Genomic DNA, 15943 nt, shown 5'->3' with positions numbered 1-15943 from the left:
TCCCTTCGTACGACCCCACAGACGACGTCGTCAGCGCGTGGCGATGACAGCCCATCGCTCCGCCGTCCGTGGTCCTCACTCGCGGCACCCCCCGGGGGGCTACTACAAGACGCAACAGGACGCCGTGCACATCCCAGGTAGTTTCACCCTCGCGCCAGTGAGGTTTTCTCACCAGGCGGGGGCTTGTAGGTGAAGAAGCACGAGGGCGGCAGCGGTTATCGTGCCGATCCTCCACGGACACAGACTGATTCGTTGTAAGGCCTTCCAGCGGGTCTTCAGCAGGGCATTCGCACGTTCCGCCGGAGCGCGCATCGCGGACAGAAGTGTGTTGCGGCATCGAGTGCCGGCATCGAGGTCGCGGCCCTTGGTCGGCGTGTGGACACCGATCCCGGCACCGGTGTAACCCTTGTCGGCAAGGGTGGGCATCCCGCCGGTGGCGGCCTCATAGAGGGCGCCGAGGACTCCGCCGAGTCGAGCAGCGGTGATGTCGTGAACCGAGCCGGGTTCGACGTCGGAGACCCAGACCGGGTAGCCGGTCGGGTCGGTCAGGACCTGGATGTTGCCGCCGTGTCGGCGGTGTTTGCCCGAGTACCACAAGTCGTGTCCGGCTTCGGAGCGCTCCCGGCATCGGGTCGCGGCGATCAAGGTGCCGTCGAGTCCGACGTGTTCCCACCCGGATGCACTCCCGTGGGCGAGGACCTCGTGCAGGTCAGGGGCGTGGGCGGCGATCACGTCGATGCCTTCGTGTAGGTATCGGTAGGCGGTTGCCGGCGAGATTCGGGCATCGCGCGCCAGGGCGGCGACGTCGGTGCCGTCGCGGAACCAGCGGAGCACCATTACCGCCTGGACGTAGACGGTTGCGGCCCGCTGCCATGGTCGGCGGTCGACTCGGGTGCGATGCGCGGCCAGGGCACTGGCGACGAAGGCCAGGGTGCGCTCGGGCACGTCGAGCGTGGCACGATAGGAAATCACGTGGGGTCCTGCTTCGGGATTGCTTCTTGGTCGAAACGATCTCTACCAGGTAGGACCCCACGTCCTCATCTCACGCCACACCGCCCGAATGTCCCCGGCCGCCGTCAGCGAACTCCTGGTGAGAAAACCTCAATGCGTCTGCCCGACTCTCGCGCACCATCGACCCGTGAAAATAAAATTCGAGCCGGTGCGCGACATGAGAGGGATCATGTGATGAAATTACTGCCAGGAATATAAACCGACCGGAGGAGATCGAACCGCACCCATCGCACACAACTACATGATGCTTGGACAGCACATGACAAAGCCCCCTTGCGGGGGCTCGTCATTCGGTCGAACTTTGCTGAGATCGACCGGAACTCCGAACACCTAACGGCGTTAGTTTTCACCCTCACCGTCAGGTGTCCTTTTGGGGCCGAAGTTGCCGCTTCGACTCCATTTTGTGCTTTCACCAGGGATTTCCTTGCCGAGATCCCCGATTCCCCGAAGGGACTTACCGTGCCTGGTACGTCTCAGGGTACCCCATGCCCTGAACAGCAAACAACCTTTTCGACGACCTCCGATGAGCAGATCACACGCCCGGAGGCAGAAAACGTTGCTTCTTCCCTCTCCAATTTCGGCAATATCCAATATTCCGACGCCGTATTCCGAGCGAAAGCAAATATCGAACGCGTCGAGAGAATGAATGAGGAAAGCGACCAGCGCGGCCGCACATGGTCAATTCCCGTCTCGCCCCAAATGCAGTCCAAAACCCCCATTTGGTCCGGACGCGCACAATGGCAACGACAGGTCCGTGAAATTCTCAACCGAGAAGAGGGCAAAAGCCTGTGCCGGAACCATCACACCGACCCCGAACGGGTCTTTGCGGTCGCGGTGAGCATGGCATCGTTCGCGGACCTGCGGACAGGCCGGCGCGTTACAGCGTCCCGCGAGGTACTCGCAGAGCGGGCAGGGGTCTCCGTCACTGTCCTCAAGCGCGCTCGGCGAGTCCTGGCCGAACTCGGACTGGCCCGCGAAATGGTCCGAGGACGTTTCCTACGTACACTCGAGCAGTGGGCAGCTGAAGCGCATCACGGACGTAAACAGGTCAAGGCCACCAGTGTCTGGGCTCTGCTCTCCCCCAGGTCAGTCGTCCTTCGGACCACACGCGACCGCCTGCCCCAGGCGACGCCTCCCGCGCAGCGCTGGACCAGGACGCCCGCGGCAACCAACGAACCGCGGCGGCCGCGTTATCCCCAGAGCCGGGACCATGGCCCCCAATCTGTTGCTCTATCTTTTAGTACTTGTACTTCTGTTAAGAAGTACAAGACAACGCGCGCGAGCGCGCGCGGGCAGGATGACCCTCAAAAACAACCCAGAGAGCCGCGCTCAATCAGCCTTCAGAAGGCCGCTGCGGGATTAATTGCGCATGCTCCATGTCTGGACACCGGTGAGCACATCGGGTCCGTCTGCGAGGCTCTCAGGGACCATTACGTCGATCCGGAGCGTTGGAGTGGTCGCGATATCGCCATTGCGCTCACTGAAGACACTCGGCGACGTGGTTGGATGTGGCCTGCGCGAGGTTCGCTGAAGCATCCTGTCCGATACCTTCGATGGAGACTCTCCGCGATCGACTGGTCACTCCCCTCCCCCACCGAGCGTGCCGAGGCCGCGAAACGACGTCGCGATGCCGAACGTCATGCAGCTGCACTCGCGATGGTGGAACGAGCGCAGAAGACTGCATCGGAAAGCGTTCGGCGTACCGCGATGGCGCGGATCCGCAGCGTGTTGCAAGAGAAACGCGCTTAGGACGCCCGAAAAGTGGTGACTGACGGCAGGCTTGAGTGTTGCCACTCAGCAGGTACGTTGGACGAAACCAGACCTCATCCTTGAGCGGTGCGTCGGCCCAGCGATGAGTGCGCACCCGTGGTTTACCGCGGTAAACCATGAGATTCCCCTGTGCTGCAGGGTGGGCTATCACGAAGGTGCGTCTTCGCGTAGGAGTTGACTCCGTGGTTTACCGCGGTAAACCAGACCTCTCCACCCCCTCATCTGATCTCCGGTGATCTCGTCCTGTTCTCCGTGGCGGTGATGGCTATCACTTCCGAGCCCACCATGGGCTCCTATGCTGTGCTATCGCGGTCAAGCGGCAAGGTGGCTCAATGGCGCGTCTCGGATGAGCCCCAACCATCTTAGGTGTGTCTTCGGTTTACCGCGGTAAACGACAGGCTCGACGACCACCGACTTACCTCTGAGTTGCTCGACGGCGGGATACCCTGCCTCCGCTTTCTTGGTTTACCGCGGTAAACCGAGGGCACGAAGCGAGTCCTCTCGCGGGCTACTCACCGACCATGGCACTTGCTCGACCGTCTGCGCCCTTCGATCGGTTGCGCTTCGCGTCAACGATCTTCCCTGCTGCGGCTTGCTGTTTACCGCGGTAAACAGCAAGTCCGTGTCTAGTCGACGTCCGCCCTTGAACCGTTCCTGGTTTACCGCGGTAAACCAGGAACGGAATCTCCTGAGCGGGAGCGCCAGGATGCGAGCTTGATCAACGTTGTCGCGGTACTGGTTTACCGCGGTAAACCAATGACCCGCGGAAGACAGTACTGCTCCGCCGTTCGCATCTCGGCTTGTTCAGCGCATTGCCCCTTCCTTGCCGGTTGCACCCAGACCGTTAAGAGACATCGCATCTCATACAGGTCACTGGCGCCGAGGGATGTTCCGTCGGGACGAGTGATCTTCGGTGCCAAAATAACTCGCCTTGACGGTTTACCGCGGTAAACCATCAAGGCGAGTGGGATTCTGCTAGCGCACTAGAGCTGGAGAAGGACACGATCAGATAGTCCGGGGCCAGTGCGGTTTACCGCGGTAAACCGCACTGGCTATAGGGGTTCTGACATAGAGCATCTCGGTATCTATAGTGAGATCCACTCTCGCCGGCACGAATCGGAGCCTCGGCTGTAGGGGTGATCCACACGGAGGACCGACCACAGGTCCGCGTTGTTTACCGCGGTAAACAACATCAGTGCACGGTGGGAGAATGCGAATCGAACACGAGACGTACGCCCGGTGCGTTCTGTCCCACCTCCCGTCGACTGTGATTCTGCTGTAACAGGTTGCGCCGAAACCGTCCGGATGCGGGAGTGGGGCAGGGACTTGTTTACCGCGGTAAACCAGCATAGATCGACCCACGCCCTCATGATCTCGCGGACGGATATTGGCAAGGCGGATCGAGCGGGCACGCATTCGTCAATGGAGGACATGGGCTGGGCTGGTTTACCGCGGTAAACCCCTCGCGGATGTCGTCTGTCCAGAGGTGAAGTGCATCTGATGTGGGCCGCGACGAGCTCGCAACGCAAGCTAGAAGCGGCCTTTGCGACCGCCTCGTTTACTGCGGTAAACGAGGCGGTCGCACCGAGACACGACATACAACGACACTCTGCTGATGCAGTCGCGCAGTCCGATTTTGTAGGAATGGGTTGCTAGGACTTGGGGTCGGGGAGATTGAGAAACCAACGCCACTGCAGTTAAGGTCCGTGCCACCGGGCATCGCCCAAGGTTCTGCTATGCCTTTATCGCGAGGAGTCCAGGGGAGACCGCGCGATCGGCGTTCGAGCCCTGAGTCGACCCGTGCATGAATGAGCAGCGCAGGTGACACATCGGTTGGGTGCTCAAGACAACGGCACCATGAGAATGAGGCTCTTCCTGACAGCATCCGTCGACGGGCGGAGCGCCGAGGTCAAGACATACGACAGTTTACCGCGGTAAACTGCCGATTCGGCAGACGGTATCGGGCAACCATTGAAGCGGAATACGCCGATCGGCGACGGCGCAAGGAGAGCCGGGATACTATCCGCCTTCAGCAAGTTTCACCAGGGCAGTGTTGCGTGTAGCGTCGAAAAGCATCGTGCACGCTTTGTCGCGCATGACGGCCGGCGTGATAAATGATCGTCACTGTGACGAAATGGAATCAGGGTAGAGATACCCCTCAAATGGTAGAACCAGCACCGCGTTCCGCGTCATGCACGACGCCTTCGCAACGGTGCCGGTGACACGCCGAAGCGATCAAAGTCTTTTCGGCCCCGAACCGAGGCGGACTCGAGTCGGGGGAGTGCCCTTGTGTACCCTTCGACCTCGACCTGGCCGCGTTTCCATCCACGCGTCGACAGTCTCAGGGAGCCAACCGAACCGGGGCCCGATCGACGCATCTGCTTGTGGCAGAACGCCTTTCCGAAGATAGCCTTTGGCGGTGTTGTAGGTAATGCCGACACGGTCGGCAACTTCGTGCAAAGTCAGGTAGCGAAGCACATCTGCGATGATACGGCGAAAGCTTGTTCGGTAGACCCGTAAGGGTCTATTGTACGAGTTGCGCGCCTCATGAAACTGCATCGAAACCGTTACAGTGGTGCAGGCGCAATCGTCATCTCCGCCAAACGATGACGACGCGAGTCCGAAGTAGCCCCACCCTGGGGTGAAGCATACGGAGGTAACCTGTGGCTGTTCATGTCATGCTCAACCAAAAAGGTGGCGTCGGAAAATCGACGCTCACCATGAACCTCGCCGCCGTCAAAGCGGATGTCCTCACCGCAGGTGACGACGACGATGTTCAGTCCCCGGTCGCCGCGATCTCGGTCGACCCGCAGGGCTCCGCAGTCTGGTGGGCCTCACGCGTCGAGGAACTGCCGTTTCTGATCGATCAGGTCCACGACAACCTCGACGTGCTACGTAATCTCGACAAGCTGCCCGGCATCAAGCACGTCTACGTCGACACCCCCGGCTGGATCGACCTGTCCGGTGCCGACGACGGCACCGATGTGCTCGGCACCGGCAGTTCCGCCGACGCCCTGCGCGCCGTGCTCGAGGTCGCTGATCTGGTCATCGTTCCGATCGAACCCGAACCGCTGTGCTTCGATCCCACCGCGCGCACCATCAAGCAGGTCATCGAACCTCTCGGCAAGAAATTCATTGTCGTGGTGAACAATTGGGATCCCCGCGACGGCAAGGTGGACCTCGAGCAGACCCGCGAGTTCGTCCAGGCCAACGGATGGCCGCTGGCGCGAACGGTGGTGCGGCACTACAAGGTCCACACCCGCGCCGCTGCCGAAGGCCGCGTCGTTACCGAGTACGAAGCCAACCGCGTCTCGTTGCAGGCCCGGGAGGATTTCTACAAGCTCAGCCTCGAGCTCGCGGACGGTGGTCGCTGATGCCGCCCAAGGGTGGGCGCGCGAACTTCGCCTCCCTCGTCGGAGCAGTCGGCGACAACTCTCCGGTCGACCGTAAGCGCACCCCCGCACCCACGAAGACGAAGACGACGATCGAGCCGCTCGAAGGTCAACTGCTCGCCGATGTTCCGGTCGATCAGCTCATCGCCAACCCCCGCAACCCGCGTGACGAACTCGGGGATTTGTCGGATCTGGCCACCATCGCCGACCGGCAGCTGCAACCCGGCACCGTGGTCAGCCGCACAGCGTGGTTGAAACTGTGGCCCGAGGATGAAGACGATCTCGGTGCAGCGCGGTACATCGTCGTCAACGGCAACCGCCGGCTCGCTGCGGCCCAGAAGTACGGCCGTCCCGGTCTCGATGTGGTGCTGCGCGACAACATCGCCGTCGACAAGGGTGAAATCCTGTGGGCTGCAACAAGTGAGAACATCGACCGCCGTGACTTCGACGTGCTCGAAGAAGCCAAGGCTGTGGAGTTGATGGTCTCGGAGTTCGGTAGCGCAGACGCAGCAGCGAAGAAACTCGGTCGCTCCAAGGGCTGGGTGTCCCAGCGTCGCGCCCTGCTCAAACTCGCCCCTGAGTTGCAAGCAGCCCTGCGGGCAGGTGATCTCGCTGTCCGGCAAGCTCGATCGCTGGCCCGGGTTCCGCTCGAGGAACAGGTCGCGGCGTGGGAAGCAGCCCAGAACCCTGATCCGGAACCCGAAGCCGACGCAGAGACTGCCGAGCCTGAGGCGTCGCAGCCGAAAGAGCCTGCGAGCAAGCTTGAGCCGGTGGACAAGGTGGCTCAGGCACTCAAGCGTCTGGGAGCGGATCCGGATGTGCTGGCCGCGGCGGTGCGGAAGCACTTCACCGACGACGAGCGCCGCAAGCTCATCGATGCACTCGAGCGCCGGTAACCGCGACTCGGAGACAGGTTCGGTGGATCGCAGAAGGACTGCAGTGGTGAGCCGATGAGCGGAATCGACGACCAAATCGCCCTTTTCGACCTCGACCCTGAACCTGAAAAGCCGCTGAACGGTTCGGTCGCAGCCGAAGACACAGCGACCGAGGCACCACCGCCACCAGCAGAGGACGACCTGCAGTCGGCCGATGCAGACACCGCCCCACCCGACCCCGTTGACGTTGCCGACATCGATGAGGCGGAGAAGCCGGGGACCGAGGTCCGCCCGTGGGAATCCCTGCCTGTCACCGAGGACGCGGACGGTCACGCGATCATTGTCACCGCCGCAGCGACGTACACACCCTCGGGCGTTCGGCTGACCGGCCCGGTCGACTCGATCGAGAAGCTGGACAAGCTGCTGCACTGGGCAGCACTGACTCCACACGGACTCACCGCACAGGTGTGGTTCGTCGGGATCGATTCCTGCTCCCAGCTCGGTTGGAGCATCGACCCCGGCAGCGAAGACGACGTCGACGACCTCGAACAGCTTCGTCAACGAGCGGCGACCGAACTGACCCAGACCATCACGGCAACCTTGCCACCTCTGATCGCTGCAGGCTGGGAACTGCGCGGCGACCCTGGCTACGTCATCCACCTGATCCGCAAGGTCGGCAAAGCCACCCAGATGGTCGACCTCGTCCTCGAGCCCTACGTGTGGACGTATTGGAACAAGGACTTCGGTTGGGGAAACCGTGTCGGAGACATGGGCATCCTCGGCAATCCCGCCGCCGGCACCTACCTCCCTGACGACGACCTTCCCGCCGCCCGCGAACTCGGCCGCCGCCTGGCCTGGTCCATCAAACACCTCGACACCCTGCCCGGCCCGACCCCTGCCCGCACCGGCGCTGCGGTCCTGGACAAGATCCGCCGCGAACGCCTCCGCACAGGCAAAGGCATCGTCGTGACCGCCGGCGGACCGATTCCCCCGATCGACGGCGCCCCACGCGGGGACTTCGAGCCGGCCGCCGGTTGGTCCCGCATCCCCGATGCCGACGATCTCGAGGGCGCCACCGCCCTGGTCACCATCGACCAGCGCGCCGCGTATCTGGCCTCGGCGGGCATGCTGTCGTTCGGCTACGGCCGGGTCCGCAACCTGCTCGGTGTCGATGCCGCGGCCGCCGCGACCAGCGACAAGCCACCCTTCGGGATCTGGCGCGTGACCCTCCCTGCCGCTGGGCAGTACGCGCTGCCGGAGAAACTACCGCTGCCGCACCCGGCGATGCTCGACGAGCAACCCGTACAGACCTGGATCACCTCCATCAGCCTCGATGGATTGTGCGCTCCCATCGCCGACGGGGGAATGGGCCTCGACGTCGATGACCTCGACATCACCGAAGCCTGGGTCTACGAAGAACAAGGCCGCGCCCTCGACAAGTGGGCCAAAGTGCTGCGCGAGGCGCGCGCCGTCGCAGCAGAGAGCGGTGACGCGGCGATGAAGCGCTTCCTCGGAGCCTGTTACAAGGGCTACGTCGGCCGGATGGTCAACCCCGACATGTGGACCGCTACCCGCATGCAACACCACCATCAGCCGCTGTGGCGAGCGGCGATCATGGCGCACTGCCGCTGGCGTGGCCGCCGCGTCGCGATGCGCATCGCCCGCGAGACCGGACGCTGGCCGATCCGCACCATGACCGATTCCTGGGTGTACCTGGTGGGGGAGGGGCAGACCCTCGCCGACGACAGCGATGCGTTGGGCAAGATGGTCCTCGAGAAGCATGTCGAGCTCACCGACGAAATGCTGTTGGCGTTCGCGGAGGCCGAGACCACCCATGAGGTGCGTTTGGCGATTGCCGCTGCCCACGGCGCCGATCACGATGAGGAGCAGTAGATGGCATTGCATCTACCGAAACCTCGATCGAAAGCCGTGCCGCAGAAAACTGTCGGCCTCGACGGCATGAAGGTTACTGTCGCGGCTGCGGCGGCTGCAGGTGTCGCCAAGGCGCAAGAAACCAGCCGGGGCCTGGCCGGGTTGACCTCGCGAGTCTCGGTCAAACAGATCCGCACCGAGATCGGTAACGACGGGCTCAGACAGGCCGCCATCGACGCCGGCCGTACCCCACCATCGGACCGCACGCTGCGCCGTTGGGCGCAGCAAGGACGCATTCCTCATGGCGAGGTCGCCGAGCTGGCTCAGCGTCGCGCCGCCGTTGCACGCCTCGGGGGAGTGAACGAGGTAGCGAGGAAGATCGGCCGCAGCCCCTCCTCGGTGCGCAAATACATCTCCGGTAAGACCAATGAGCTCCGCAACGACGCGCGGTCGAAGCTCAAGGACGTCAAGGCCAAGGACGTCATGGACAAGGCCGGTGTTCTCAACCCCGACGGCACCCCGAAGATCGCCACCATCCGCGTTACCGGCCGCGTGCACGTACGCAACGGCGACGAGGCAGGTTACGACTACCGGACCCGCACACTGGACTTCGGCAACTCCGATATTCCCTTCAGCGCCGCAGAATCCCAAGCGTTGGCGGCAGCACTGGCCAATGACGACCAAGCACGAGTCGTCGCCATCCTCGAACGCCACGCCACCATCGACTACCCCGAGAACAAGGGATTCGACGTCTACAACGACCAGTTCGGCTTCCACTTCGACGCTATCGACAAGATCGACGTCACCTGGCACTGACACCGACTCACGCCGATGACGGGTGAACGCAGGCGTAGCACCTGAAACCGGATGTTCACCGGACTCCACCCAGCCACCCGGGAACCTATCTCGAGCACCCCGACCCGCAGTCCCGACCCAGGCGTCACCATCGACGGAGCCGGCACCGTGTCGGCCACCGCGACGAGCATGCACGTCCCGCCGCACCAGCACTCGAGTCCACCGGAACTGCTCGACGTCGCCGAATTACTCGACCGCTTCCGGCCCCGGCGGCCGAACAACAAGCCACAGGTCCGTGCACACATGCGGCCGACTACCGCCGCGTCCGCCCGACTCGTCCTTCAGTCATCACAAGGGGGCGTAGCGCTCGCATCGCGCCCTCCCCATGCTTCGGTCGAACGATCCGTCAGTGCCCGGACGCCGATTCCGCTGGCGCGGAGCGGATCCGATCAGCGAGCACCCGAAGTTTGGACTCCGATTCCGACCCGGGATCGGTGCTGTAGACGAACAAGGTCTGATCCGCTTCCCCGGTCACTTCGAGTGCCTCGTAGAACACGTCGATACGACCGACCAAGGGATGGTCCAGCCGCTTGATGCCATCGCGCCGCTCCACCACCCGATGATCGGCCCACCACCGGCGGAACTGTTCACTGCGCACAGACAGATCACCCACGAGTTGCGCGAGCAGTGGGTCGTCAGGGTGACGGCCGGCATCGAGACGCAGCGTCCCGACCATCGACGACACGACCTTCTCCCAATCGACGTAACGCTGCCGCGCTTCCTCGTCGAGAAGCGCCCACCGAAGCAAGTTGCGATCACGCGCCGGTTTCGCGGGAAAATCCGTGAGAAGGAGCGCGGCCAATTTGTTCATCGCCAGCACATCCGTACGCCGCCCACGGATGAACGCCGGATGCTCGGTGAAGGTATCGAGCAGCCGGTGCAGCGACGGCCGCACCCGCTGCACCGAGGCCGTCGGGAGCCGCCGCTGTGGTGCCGCAATAGCACGAGCGAGGTCGAGCAGATGCCTAGTGGCCAAATCGTCCAATTGCAGTGCTTCGGCCAGGGCGTACAACACCGTCTCGGAGGGACGTTTGTGCCGACCCTGTTCGAGGCGGGTGTAGTAGTCACAGCTGACTCCGGCCAGGGCCGCGACCTCTTCTCGCCGCAACCCCGGGACACGTCGACGCGTCCCACTCTCAGGCGGCGCCACCAGAGCACGTCTGACCTTGAGAAATTCACCGAGTTCGAGACCAGCATTCAATCGCGCGACCCTTCCGTTCACCACACCCCCATGATGCGCGCACCGAACGGCCCCGACCTCATGTGGTGCGGTGCAACTTGTGGATCGCGGCCTGCGCAAGCGGCTTGACCACGAGCCGGTCGATGTTCACATGGTGCGGCCGCTCAAGCGTCCACGCGATGCACTCGGCGACATCGTCACCGGTCAGCGGATCAGGCACCCCCGCATAGACCGCGTCCGCGGCGGCCTGGTCACCACCGAGCCGACGCAGCGAGAACTCCTCGGTATGCACAAGGCCAGGTGAGATCTCGACGACCCGGATCGGCTCCCCGTTCAACTCCAACCGCAAGGTCTCGGCGACCACCCGCTCGGCGCTCTTGGCTGCACAGTAACCACCGCCACCGGCATAGGCAGTCTCGGCGGCCAGGGAGGACACGACGACGATGGTGCCGCGACCGGACTCCCGCAGCGCCGGGATCAACGCCTTGGTCAGGCGCACCGTACCGAGCACGTTCACCTCGTACATCCATGCCCACTTGTCCAGATCGGCAGTATCGATCGACTCCGTGCCCCGCGCCCCGCCGGCATTGTTGACCAGGGCATGAACCGGACCGGCAGCGGCCACGATCCGCGCCACATCGTGATCGGAGGTGATGTCCGCGGCCAGCACATCGCACCCGATCTCCGCGGCCAGAGCGTCGAGGCGGTCCTGGCGCCGGGCCACCGCCAGCACGGACCAGCCGCAGCGGACCAGATGCCGTGCGGTGTCCGCACCGATACCGCTACTCGCACCGGTGACCACAGCGCGTCGGCGATCGGACGAGGGAACGAGGTTCGTGGAATGCGTCATGCGTCCATCTGAGCAACATGTCGGCTCGAGAAGAGTCGTCAACGGTGCCCAGTTGATCCTGGGTATGCCATACCCAGGATCAACTGGGCACCGCCCGCGGCTCGCACACGGGTGAAACGCTGGTGAACTGGATGGACCCATCCGCAGATCCGGAGCGAGCATGTCTGTCACCACCGATCCGTCACCGACCACCATCCGTGCGCGCAACTTCCTATTCGAGCGTCCTGGCATCCGTCCTGCAGGGGTGCGCGATGTCCTACGCGACGTGGGCGCACAGTACGCCGCCAACGGAGTGGTCGGGTTGGTCTTCTCCGCGTCCGGGCCGATTGCCGTGACGTTGGCCGTCGGTGCAGCCGCAGGCCTGACCGACGCCCAGCTCGCTTCGTGGGTGTTCGCAATTTTCCTCTCCGCCGGTCTTGCGACCGTGGTGATGTCGCTGGTGTACCGCCAGCCGCTCGGTTTCGCGTGGTCGATTCCCGGCACCGTGCTGCTGGGACCGTCACTGCAGCATCTGTCCTTTCCCGAAGTGGTCGGCGCGTTCTTCACCGCAGGACTCGTGATCTTGGGATTGGGGATGAGCGGGGTGGTGCGCCGAGCGATGGCCGCGATCCCGATGCCGATCGTGATGGCGATGGTCGCCGCAGTGTTCCTGCGTTTCGGCACCGACATCGTCACCGCCACCCGGGACAACACAATCGTGGCCGTTCCGATGGTGCTCGCCTTCCTCGTCCTATCTGCCGTCCCGTTACTGGGCAGGTTTCTCCCGCCGGTCCTGGGTGCCCTCGGCGTCGGCGTGGTCGCTGTCGTGGCCAGCGGCCAGTTCACGCTCGAGCCCGGTGGCGGGTCGTTCTTCGCCACACCGACATTCACGGTCCCCGAATTCACCTGGGCAGCCCAACTGGAACTGGTAGTGCCGCTAGCGATCACCGTGTTGATCGTTCAGAACGGTCAGGGCATCGCCGTGCTCAACGCGGCAGGCCACCGCCCACCGGTCAACGTCTTCGCTATGAGTTCCGGAATCTTCTCGGTGCTCAACGCGGGGTTCGGCGCAGTATCGGCATGCGTGACGGGCCCGACCAATGCGCTGCTGACGTCCTCGGGTGAAAAGCACCGGCAGTACACCGGGGCCCTCGTTTACGGCGTGCTCTCGCTGGTATGCGCGCTTGTTGCCCCGACCCTGGTTCGACTCATGCTGGCAACCCCGGAGGCGTTCGTCCTGGCGCTGGGCGGCATCGCGATGCTCAAAGCGCTTCAACAGGCCTTCGTGACGGCCTTCGCCACCACCTTCACCTTCGGCTCGCTGGTCACCTTCGTGGTGACGATCGCAGACCTGAACCTGTTCAATATTCACGCCGCGTTCTGGGGCATCCTGATCGGTTACCTCGTTTCGAGGGTGCTCGAACGCGGCCAGTACGCGGACCAGCGGCGTTAGGCGGCCTTCCTCGGCAAATGCAGGGCAGAGCGTTCGTCGTGAAGGGCGTTTCCAATGCAGGGGGTCGGTGTGTCGATCTTGGCTGCATCTCGACAAAGAAGAAGTGTAGGTTCTCGCCGAACTTGTCAGTGGTGCAACGCGTGGACCTGCGACGTTCCCAGTTCGTGTCAGTCCGAGATTCTCAGGATCGTGTCAGAACATCGAGTCCGCTCGGACCGCGGTCTACGGATCGGAACCGAGACTTCCCCAGTCGGGGGTGTCCAGCAGAACCACGTGGCGGCGTTGTTCCACAAGCCCCTACCGGTGAGCAGGCGCTCAGGGCGCCCGGGTCGCGAAATCCTCTCGTCCGATCTGACACTTGCCGAAGACAGTGGAAGGAGCAACTCACTCGATGCCTTCGCGTCCACGTCGTGGAGCGTACGTGAAGGCTTTTCGTTCGTGTTCGGTTGCTCCGCCCCACACGCCATGGTGCTCGCCGGTGGCCAGTGCGTGGTGCAGGCATTCGTGGCGCACCGGGCACGGTCGGCAGATGAGCTTGGCGGTGTGTTCACGTCGTGCGCGTTGCCCACGAGTTTCGTCATCGGGCGCGAAGAACGGAGCAGACCCGAAGAATCTGCATGCGGCAGCGTCCCACCAGTGCTCCGATGTTGTGGTCGTCGACCGCGCGGCGTCGATGCGGTGGTGTAGCAGGGGCATGGTCGAGGTCCGGTTCGTCACTGCGGTGTTTCGGGCGTGTAGGGGACGGTGGTGGCGCGGTTCTCGTCGATGTCCAGGGCCCGGCCGGCTTGCGGGAACGCGCGCTGGGCGCAGTCGGTTCGGTCGCAGACCTTGCAGCCGGCGCCGATCGGAACGGTCGTGGCGACATCGTCGAGGTTCAATCCTCGGGAATAGACGAGCTTGTGGGCGTGGGTCAGATCGCAGCCCAGGCCGATGGCGAAGCTGCGTGGCTGCGACAGATGCCCTCCGGTCGAGTGTTCGTCTGTGGTGCGTGCGATCCAGAGGTACTTTCGACCGTCGGGCATCTGCGCGACCTGGGTGCGGATTTTTCCTGGTGTGGCGAAGGTGTCGTGGACGATCCACAGTGGGCAGCTTCCGCCAACCCGGGAGAAGTGGAATGCTGTGGCGGACTGGCGTTTCGATATGTTTCCGGCCTTGTCCGTGCGGACGAAGAAGAACGGAACTCCGCGTTGTCCGGGACGTTGGAGGGTGGACAGGCGGTGGCAGACGGTTTCGAATCCGACCTCGAATGCGTTCCCGATCAGATCGATGTCGTAGTGCAGGCTTTCGGCCGTGCGCAGGAACTGCGTGTAGGGCAGGAGGAGTGCTCCGGCGAAATAGTTGGCCAGGCCGATTCGGGCGAGCGCCCCCGACTCGGGCGGCAGATCGGAGGCCGCAGTGACGAGCGCGTCGATCGTTTTCTTCTGGGTGAGGAACGCCAACTGGGTGGCCAGGTGGAAGGCGCGCTGGCCGTGGGTGAGTCGACGGGCCAGAGCGAGGGTCCTCGTGGTCGCGTCGTAGCTGCGTTTCGGGCCGGGTGTGCCCGGAGCGTCGGTGCGGATCCGCACGGTGACGGAATGTTCGTCGCGAAGCAGACGCGCGAGTTGCAGGTCGAGACCACCGAGGGACAGCTCCCGAGAGACGAACATCTCCTCGGCGGCATCGTCGAGTTCGGCGATGTGATTGCGGCGGTCGTAGAAGAAATCCCGCACGTCCTCGTAGGGCATGGCGGGTTGCGATTCGGCGGTGGTGCCGTCGTGTGTCGGTGACAGTCGTTCGACCTGTTCGGTGGCGCCACGCAGCCGCCGGTGCATGGCGACCAGAACCTGAGCCGCCGTCGGATGGCGGGTGACCAGCTCGTCGATCTCGGTCGCGCCGGTATCGACGGCGTCGGCATGGTCGGCGAAGACGTCCTGCAGATCGGCGATCAGGCGGGCGTCGCTGTCGACGGCAAAGAAACCCATATCGAGGTCGAAGGTCGAGTTCAGACGCAGCAGGACGGGGACGGTGAGCGGTCGCTGGTCGTTCTCGAGTTGGTTGACGTAGCTGGTGGACAATTGCAGCATCCGCGCCAGGGCTGTCTGGGTCAGTCCCCGTTCCTCACGCAGCCGGCGCAGTCGGGCGCCCGCGTACAGCTTCTGCATGGGCCGAACCTAACAGGAACGGTTTTCGCAACTTACGCAGATTCGGTGGTCGGCTTACACACAAATACTCCTGTGCAAGGTATTTCCACTCCGCTGCGGTGTGCATAGCGTGCGAATCGACAGCTGAGATCCTGTGGAAGGTCGTGTAGTGAAAACCCATCTCGTCCGTACCCATCGCTCTGCCGAAGAGTTCCCGAAGCACGAACACCTCGCCTGGAAGATCGCCGAGGTCGCCACCGATCCGGTCGAGGTCCCTGCCGACACCGCCGAGATGATCGTCAACCGCATCATCGACAACGCGGCGGTCGCGGCGGCGTCGGTGACGCGTCGTCCGGTGGCCAATGCGCGTGCCCAGGCGCTGACCCACCCGTACAGCCCCGGTTCCACGGTCTTCGGTGTCGGTGGCACGTTCTCTCCCGAGTGGGCAGCATGGGCCAACGGCGTCGCGGTGCGTGAACTCGACTTCCACGACACCTTCCTCGCGGCAGAGTACTCGCATCCGGGCGACAACATCCCGCCGATCCTGGCGGTCGCGCAGCACACCGGCCGCAGTGGTGCGGGCGTT

Annotated in this window: 10 protein-coding genes and 1 pseudogene; 6 read left to right on the top strand and 5 right to left on the bottom strand. The window is 63.6% G+C overall.

Going from position 1 to position 15943, the window contains the following annotated elements; translation table 11 throughout:
• Window positions 1–168: 168 nt before the first annotated feature.
• The gene (locus OCS65_RS28730) at window positions 169–972 is read right to left on the bottom strand and encodes an IS5-like element ISRhosp9 family transposase (RefSeq protein WP_263510442.1); all 804 of its coding nucleotides are present in this window, start codon (window positions 970–972) and stop codon (window positions 169–171) included.
• A 4487-nt stretch (window positions 973–5459) separates the two neighbouring features.
• On the opposite strand from OCS65_RS28730, the gene OCS65_RS28725 reads away from it, so the two are divergent.
• The 4 genes from OCS65_RS28725 to OCS65_RS28710 are packed head-to-tail and all read left to right on the top strand — an operon-like array spanning window position 5460 to window position 9736.
• Window positions 5460–6155 carry a ParA family protein gene (locus OCS65_RS28725; RefSeq protein ID WP_080597800.1) on the top strand — a complete coding sequence of 232 codons (696 nt, stop codon included), beginning with the start codon at window positions 5460–5462 and terminating at the stop codon, window positions 6153–6155.
• The gene (locus tag OCS65_RS28720; RefSeq protein WP_263510505.1) at window positions 6155–7069 is read left to right on the top strand and encodes a ParB/RepB/Spo0J family partition protein; all 915 of its coding nucleotides are present in this window, start codon (window positions 6155–6157) and stop codon (window positions 7067–7069) included. Before OCS65_RS28725 ends, OCS65_RS28720 begins: the two co-directional genes overlap by 1 nt.
• A 54-nt stretch (window positions 7070–7123) precedes the next feature.
• On the top strand, window positions 7124–8941 hold the full coding sequence (locus OCS65_RS28715) for a hypothetical protein (RefSeq protein ID WP_263510504.1): 1818 nt from the start codon (window positions 7124–7126) through the stop codon (window positions 8939–8941).
• Complete coding sequence (locus tag OCS65_RS28710; RefSeq protein WP_085470921.1) at window positions 8942–9736, top strand: hypothetical protein; 795 nt, start codon at window positions 8942–8944, stop codon at window positions 9734–9736.
• Window positions 9737–10121: 385 nt separating this feature from the next.
• On the opposite strand, the gene OCS65_RS28705 is transcribed toward OCS65_RS28710, so the two are convergent.
• On the bottom strand, window positions 10122–11000 hold the full coding sequence (locus OCS65_RS28705; RefSeq protein ID WP_263510503.1) for a helix-turn-helix transcriptional regulator: 879 nt from the start codon (window positions 10998–11000) through the stop codon (window positions 10122–10124).
• A gap of 34 nt (window positions 11001–11034) precedes the next feature.
• Window positions 11035–11805, bottom strand: a complete 771-nt coding sequence (locus OCS65_RS28700) for an SDR family oxidoreductase (RefSeq protein ID WP_085470923.1) — start codon at window positions 11803–11805, stop codon at window positions 11035–11037.
• 160 nt (window positions 11806–11965) lie between these two features.
• On the opposite strand from OCS65_RS28700, the gene OCS65_RS28695 reads away from it, so the two are divergent.
• Window positions 11966–13237: a benzoate/H(+) symporter BenE family transporter gene (locus OCS65_RS28695; RefSeq protein ID WP_192379039.1), complete on the top strand. Its 1272-nt coding sequence runs from the start codon at window positions 11966–11968 to the stop codon at window positions 13235–13237.
• Between the two features lie 384 nt (window positions 13238–13621).
• Here the strand turns inward: OCS65_RS28695 and OCS65_RS28690 are convergent, their stop codons facing one another.
• The gene (locus OCS65_RS28690; protein WP_263510502.1) at window positions 13622–13933 is read right to left on the bottom strand and encodes a WhiB family transcriptional regulator; all 312 of its coding nucleotides are present in this window, start codon (window positions 13931–13933) and stop codon (window positions 13622–13624) included.
• A gap of 17 nt (window positions 13934–13950) precedes the next feature.
• Window positions 13951–15378 carry a short-chain fatty acyl-CoA regulator family protein gene (locus OCS65_RS28685; protein WP_263510501.1) on the bottom strand — a complete coding sequence of 476 codons (1428 nt, stop codon included), beginning with the start codon at window positions 15376–15378 and terminating at the stop codon, window positions 13951–13953.
• Between the two features lie 148 nt (window positions 15379–15526).
• Here OCS65_RS28685 and OCS65_RS28680 point away from each other — a divergent pair.
• Window positions 15527–15934 (top strand): annotated as a pseudogene (locus OCS65_RS28680) (MmgE/PrpD family protein); the annotation flags it as partial.
• Between the last annotated feature and the right edge of the window lie 9 nt (window positions 15935–15943).

Source organism: Rhodococcus aetherivorans, from assembly GCF_025722975.1.
In the GTDB taxonomy this organism is placed as follows: domain Bacteria; phylum Actinomycetota; class Actinomycetes; order Mycobacteriales; family Mycobacteriaceae; genus Rhodococcus; species Rhodococcus aetherivorans.
Note: the sequence above shows the minus strand (reverse complement) of the source record. Positions and strands in the feature narration are given on the sequence as shown.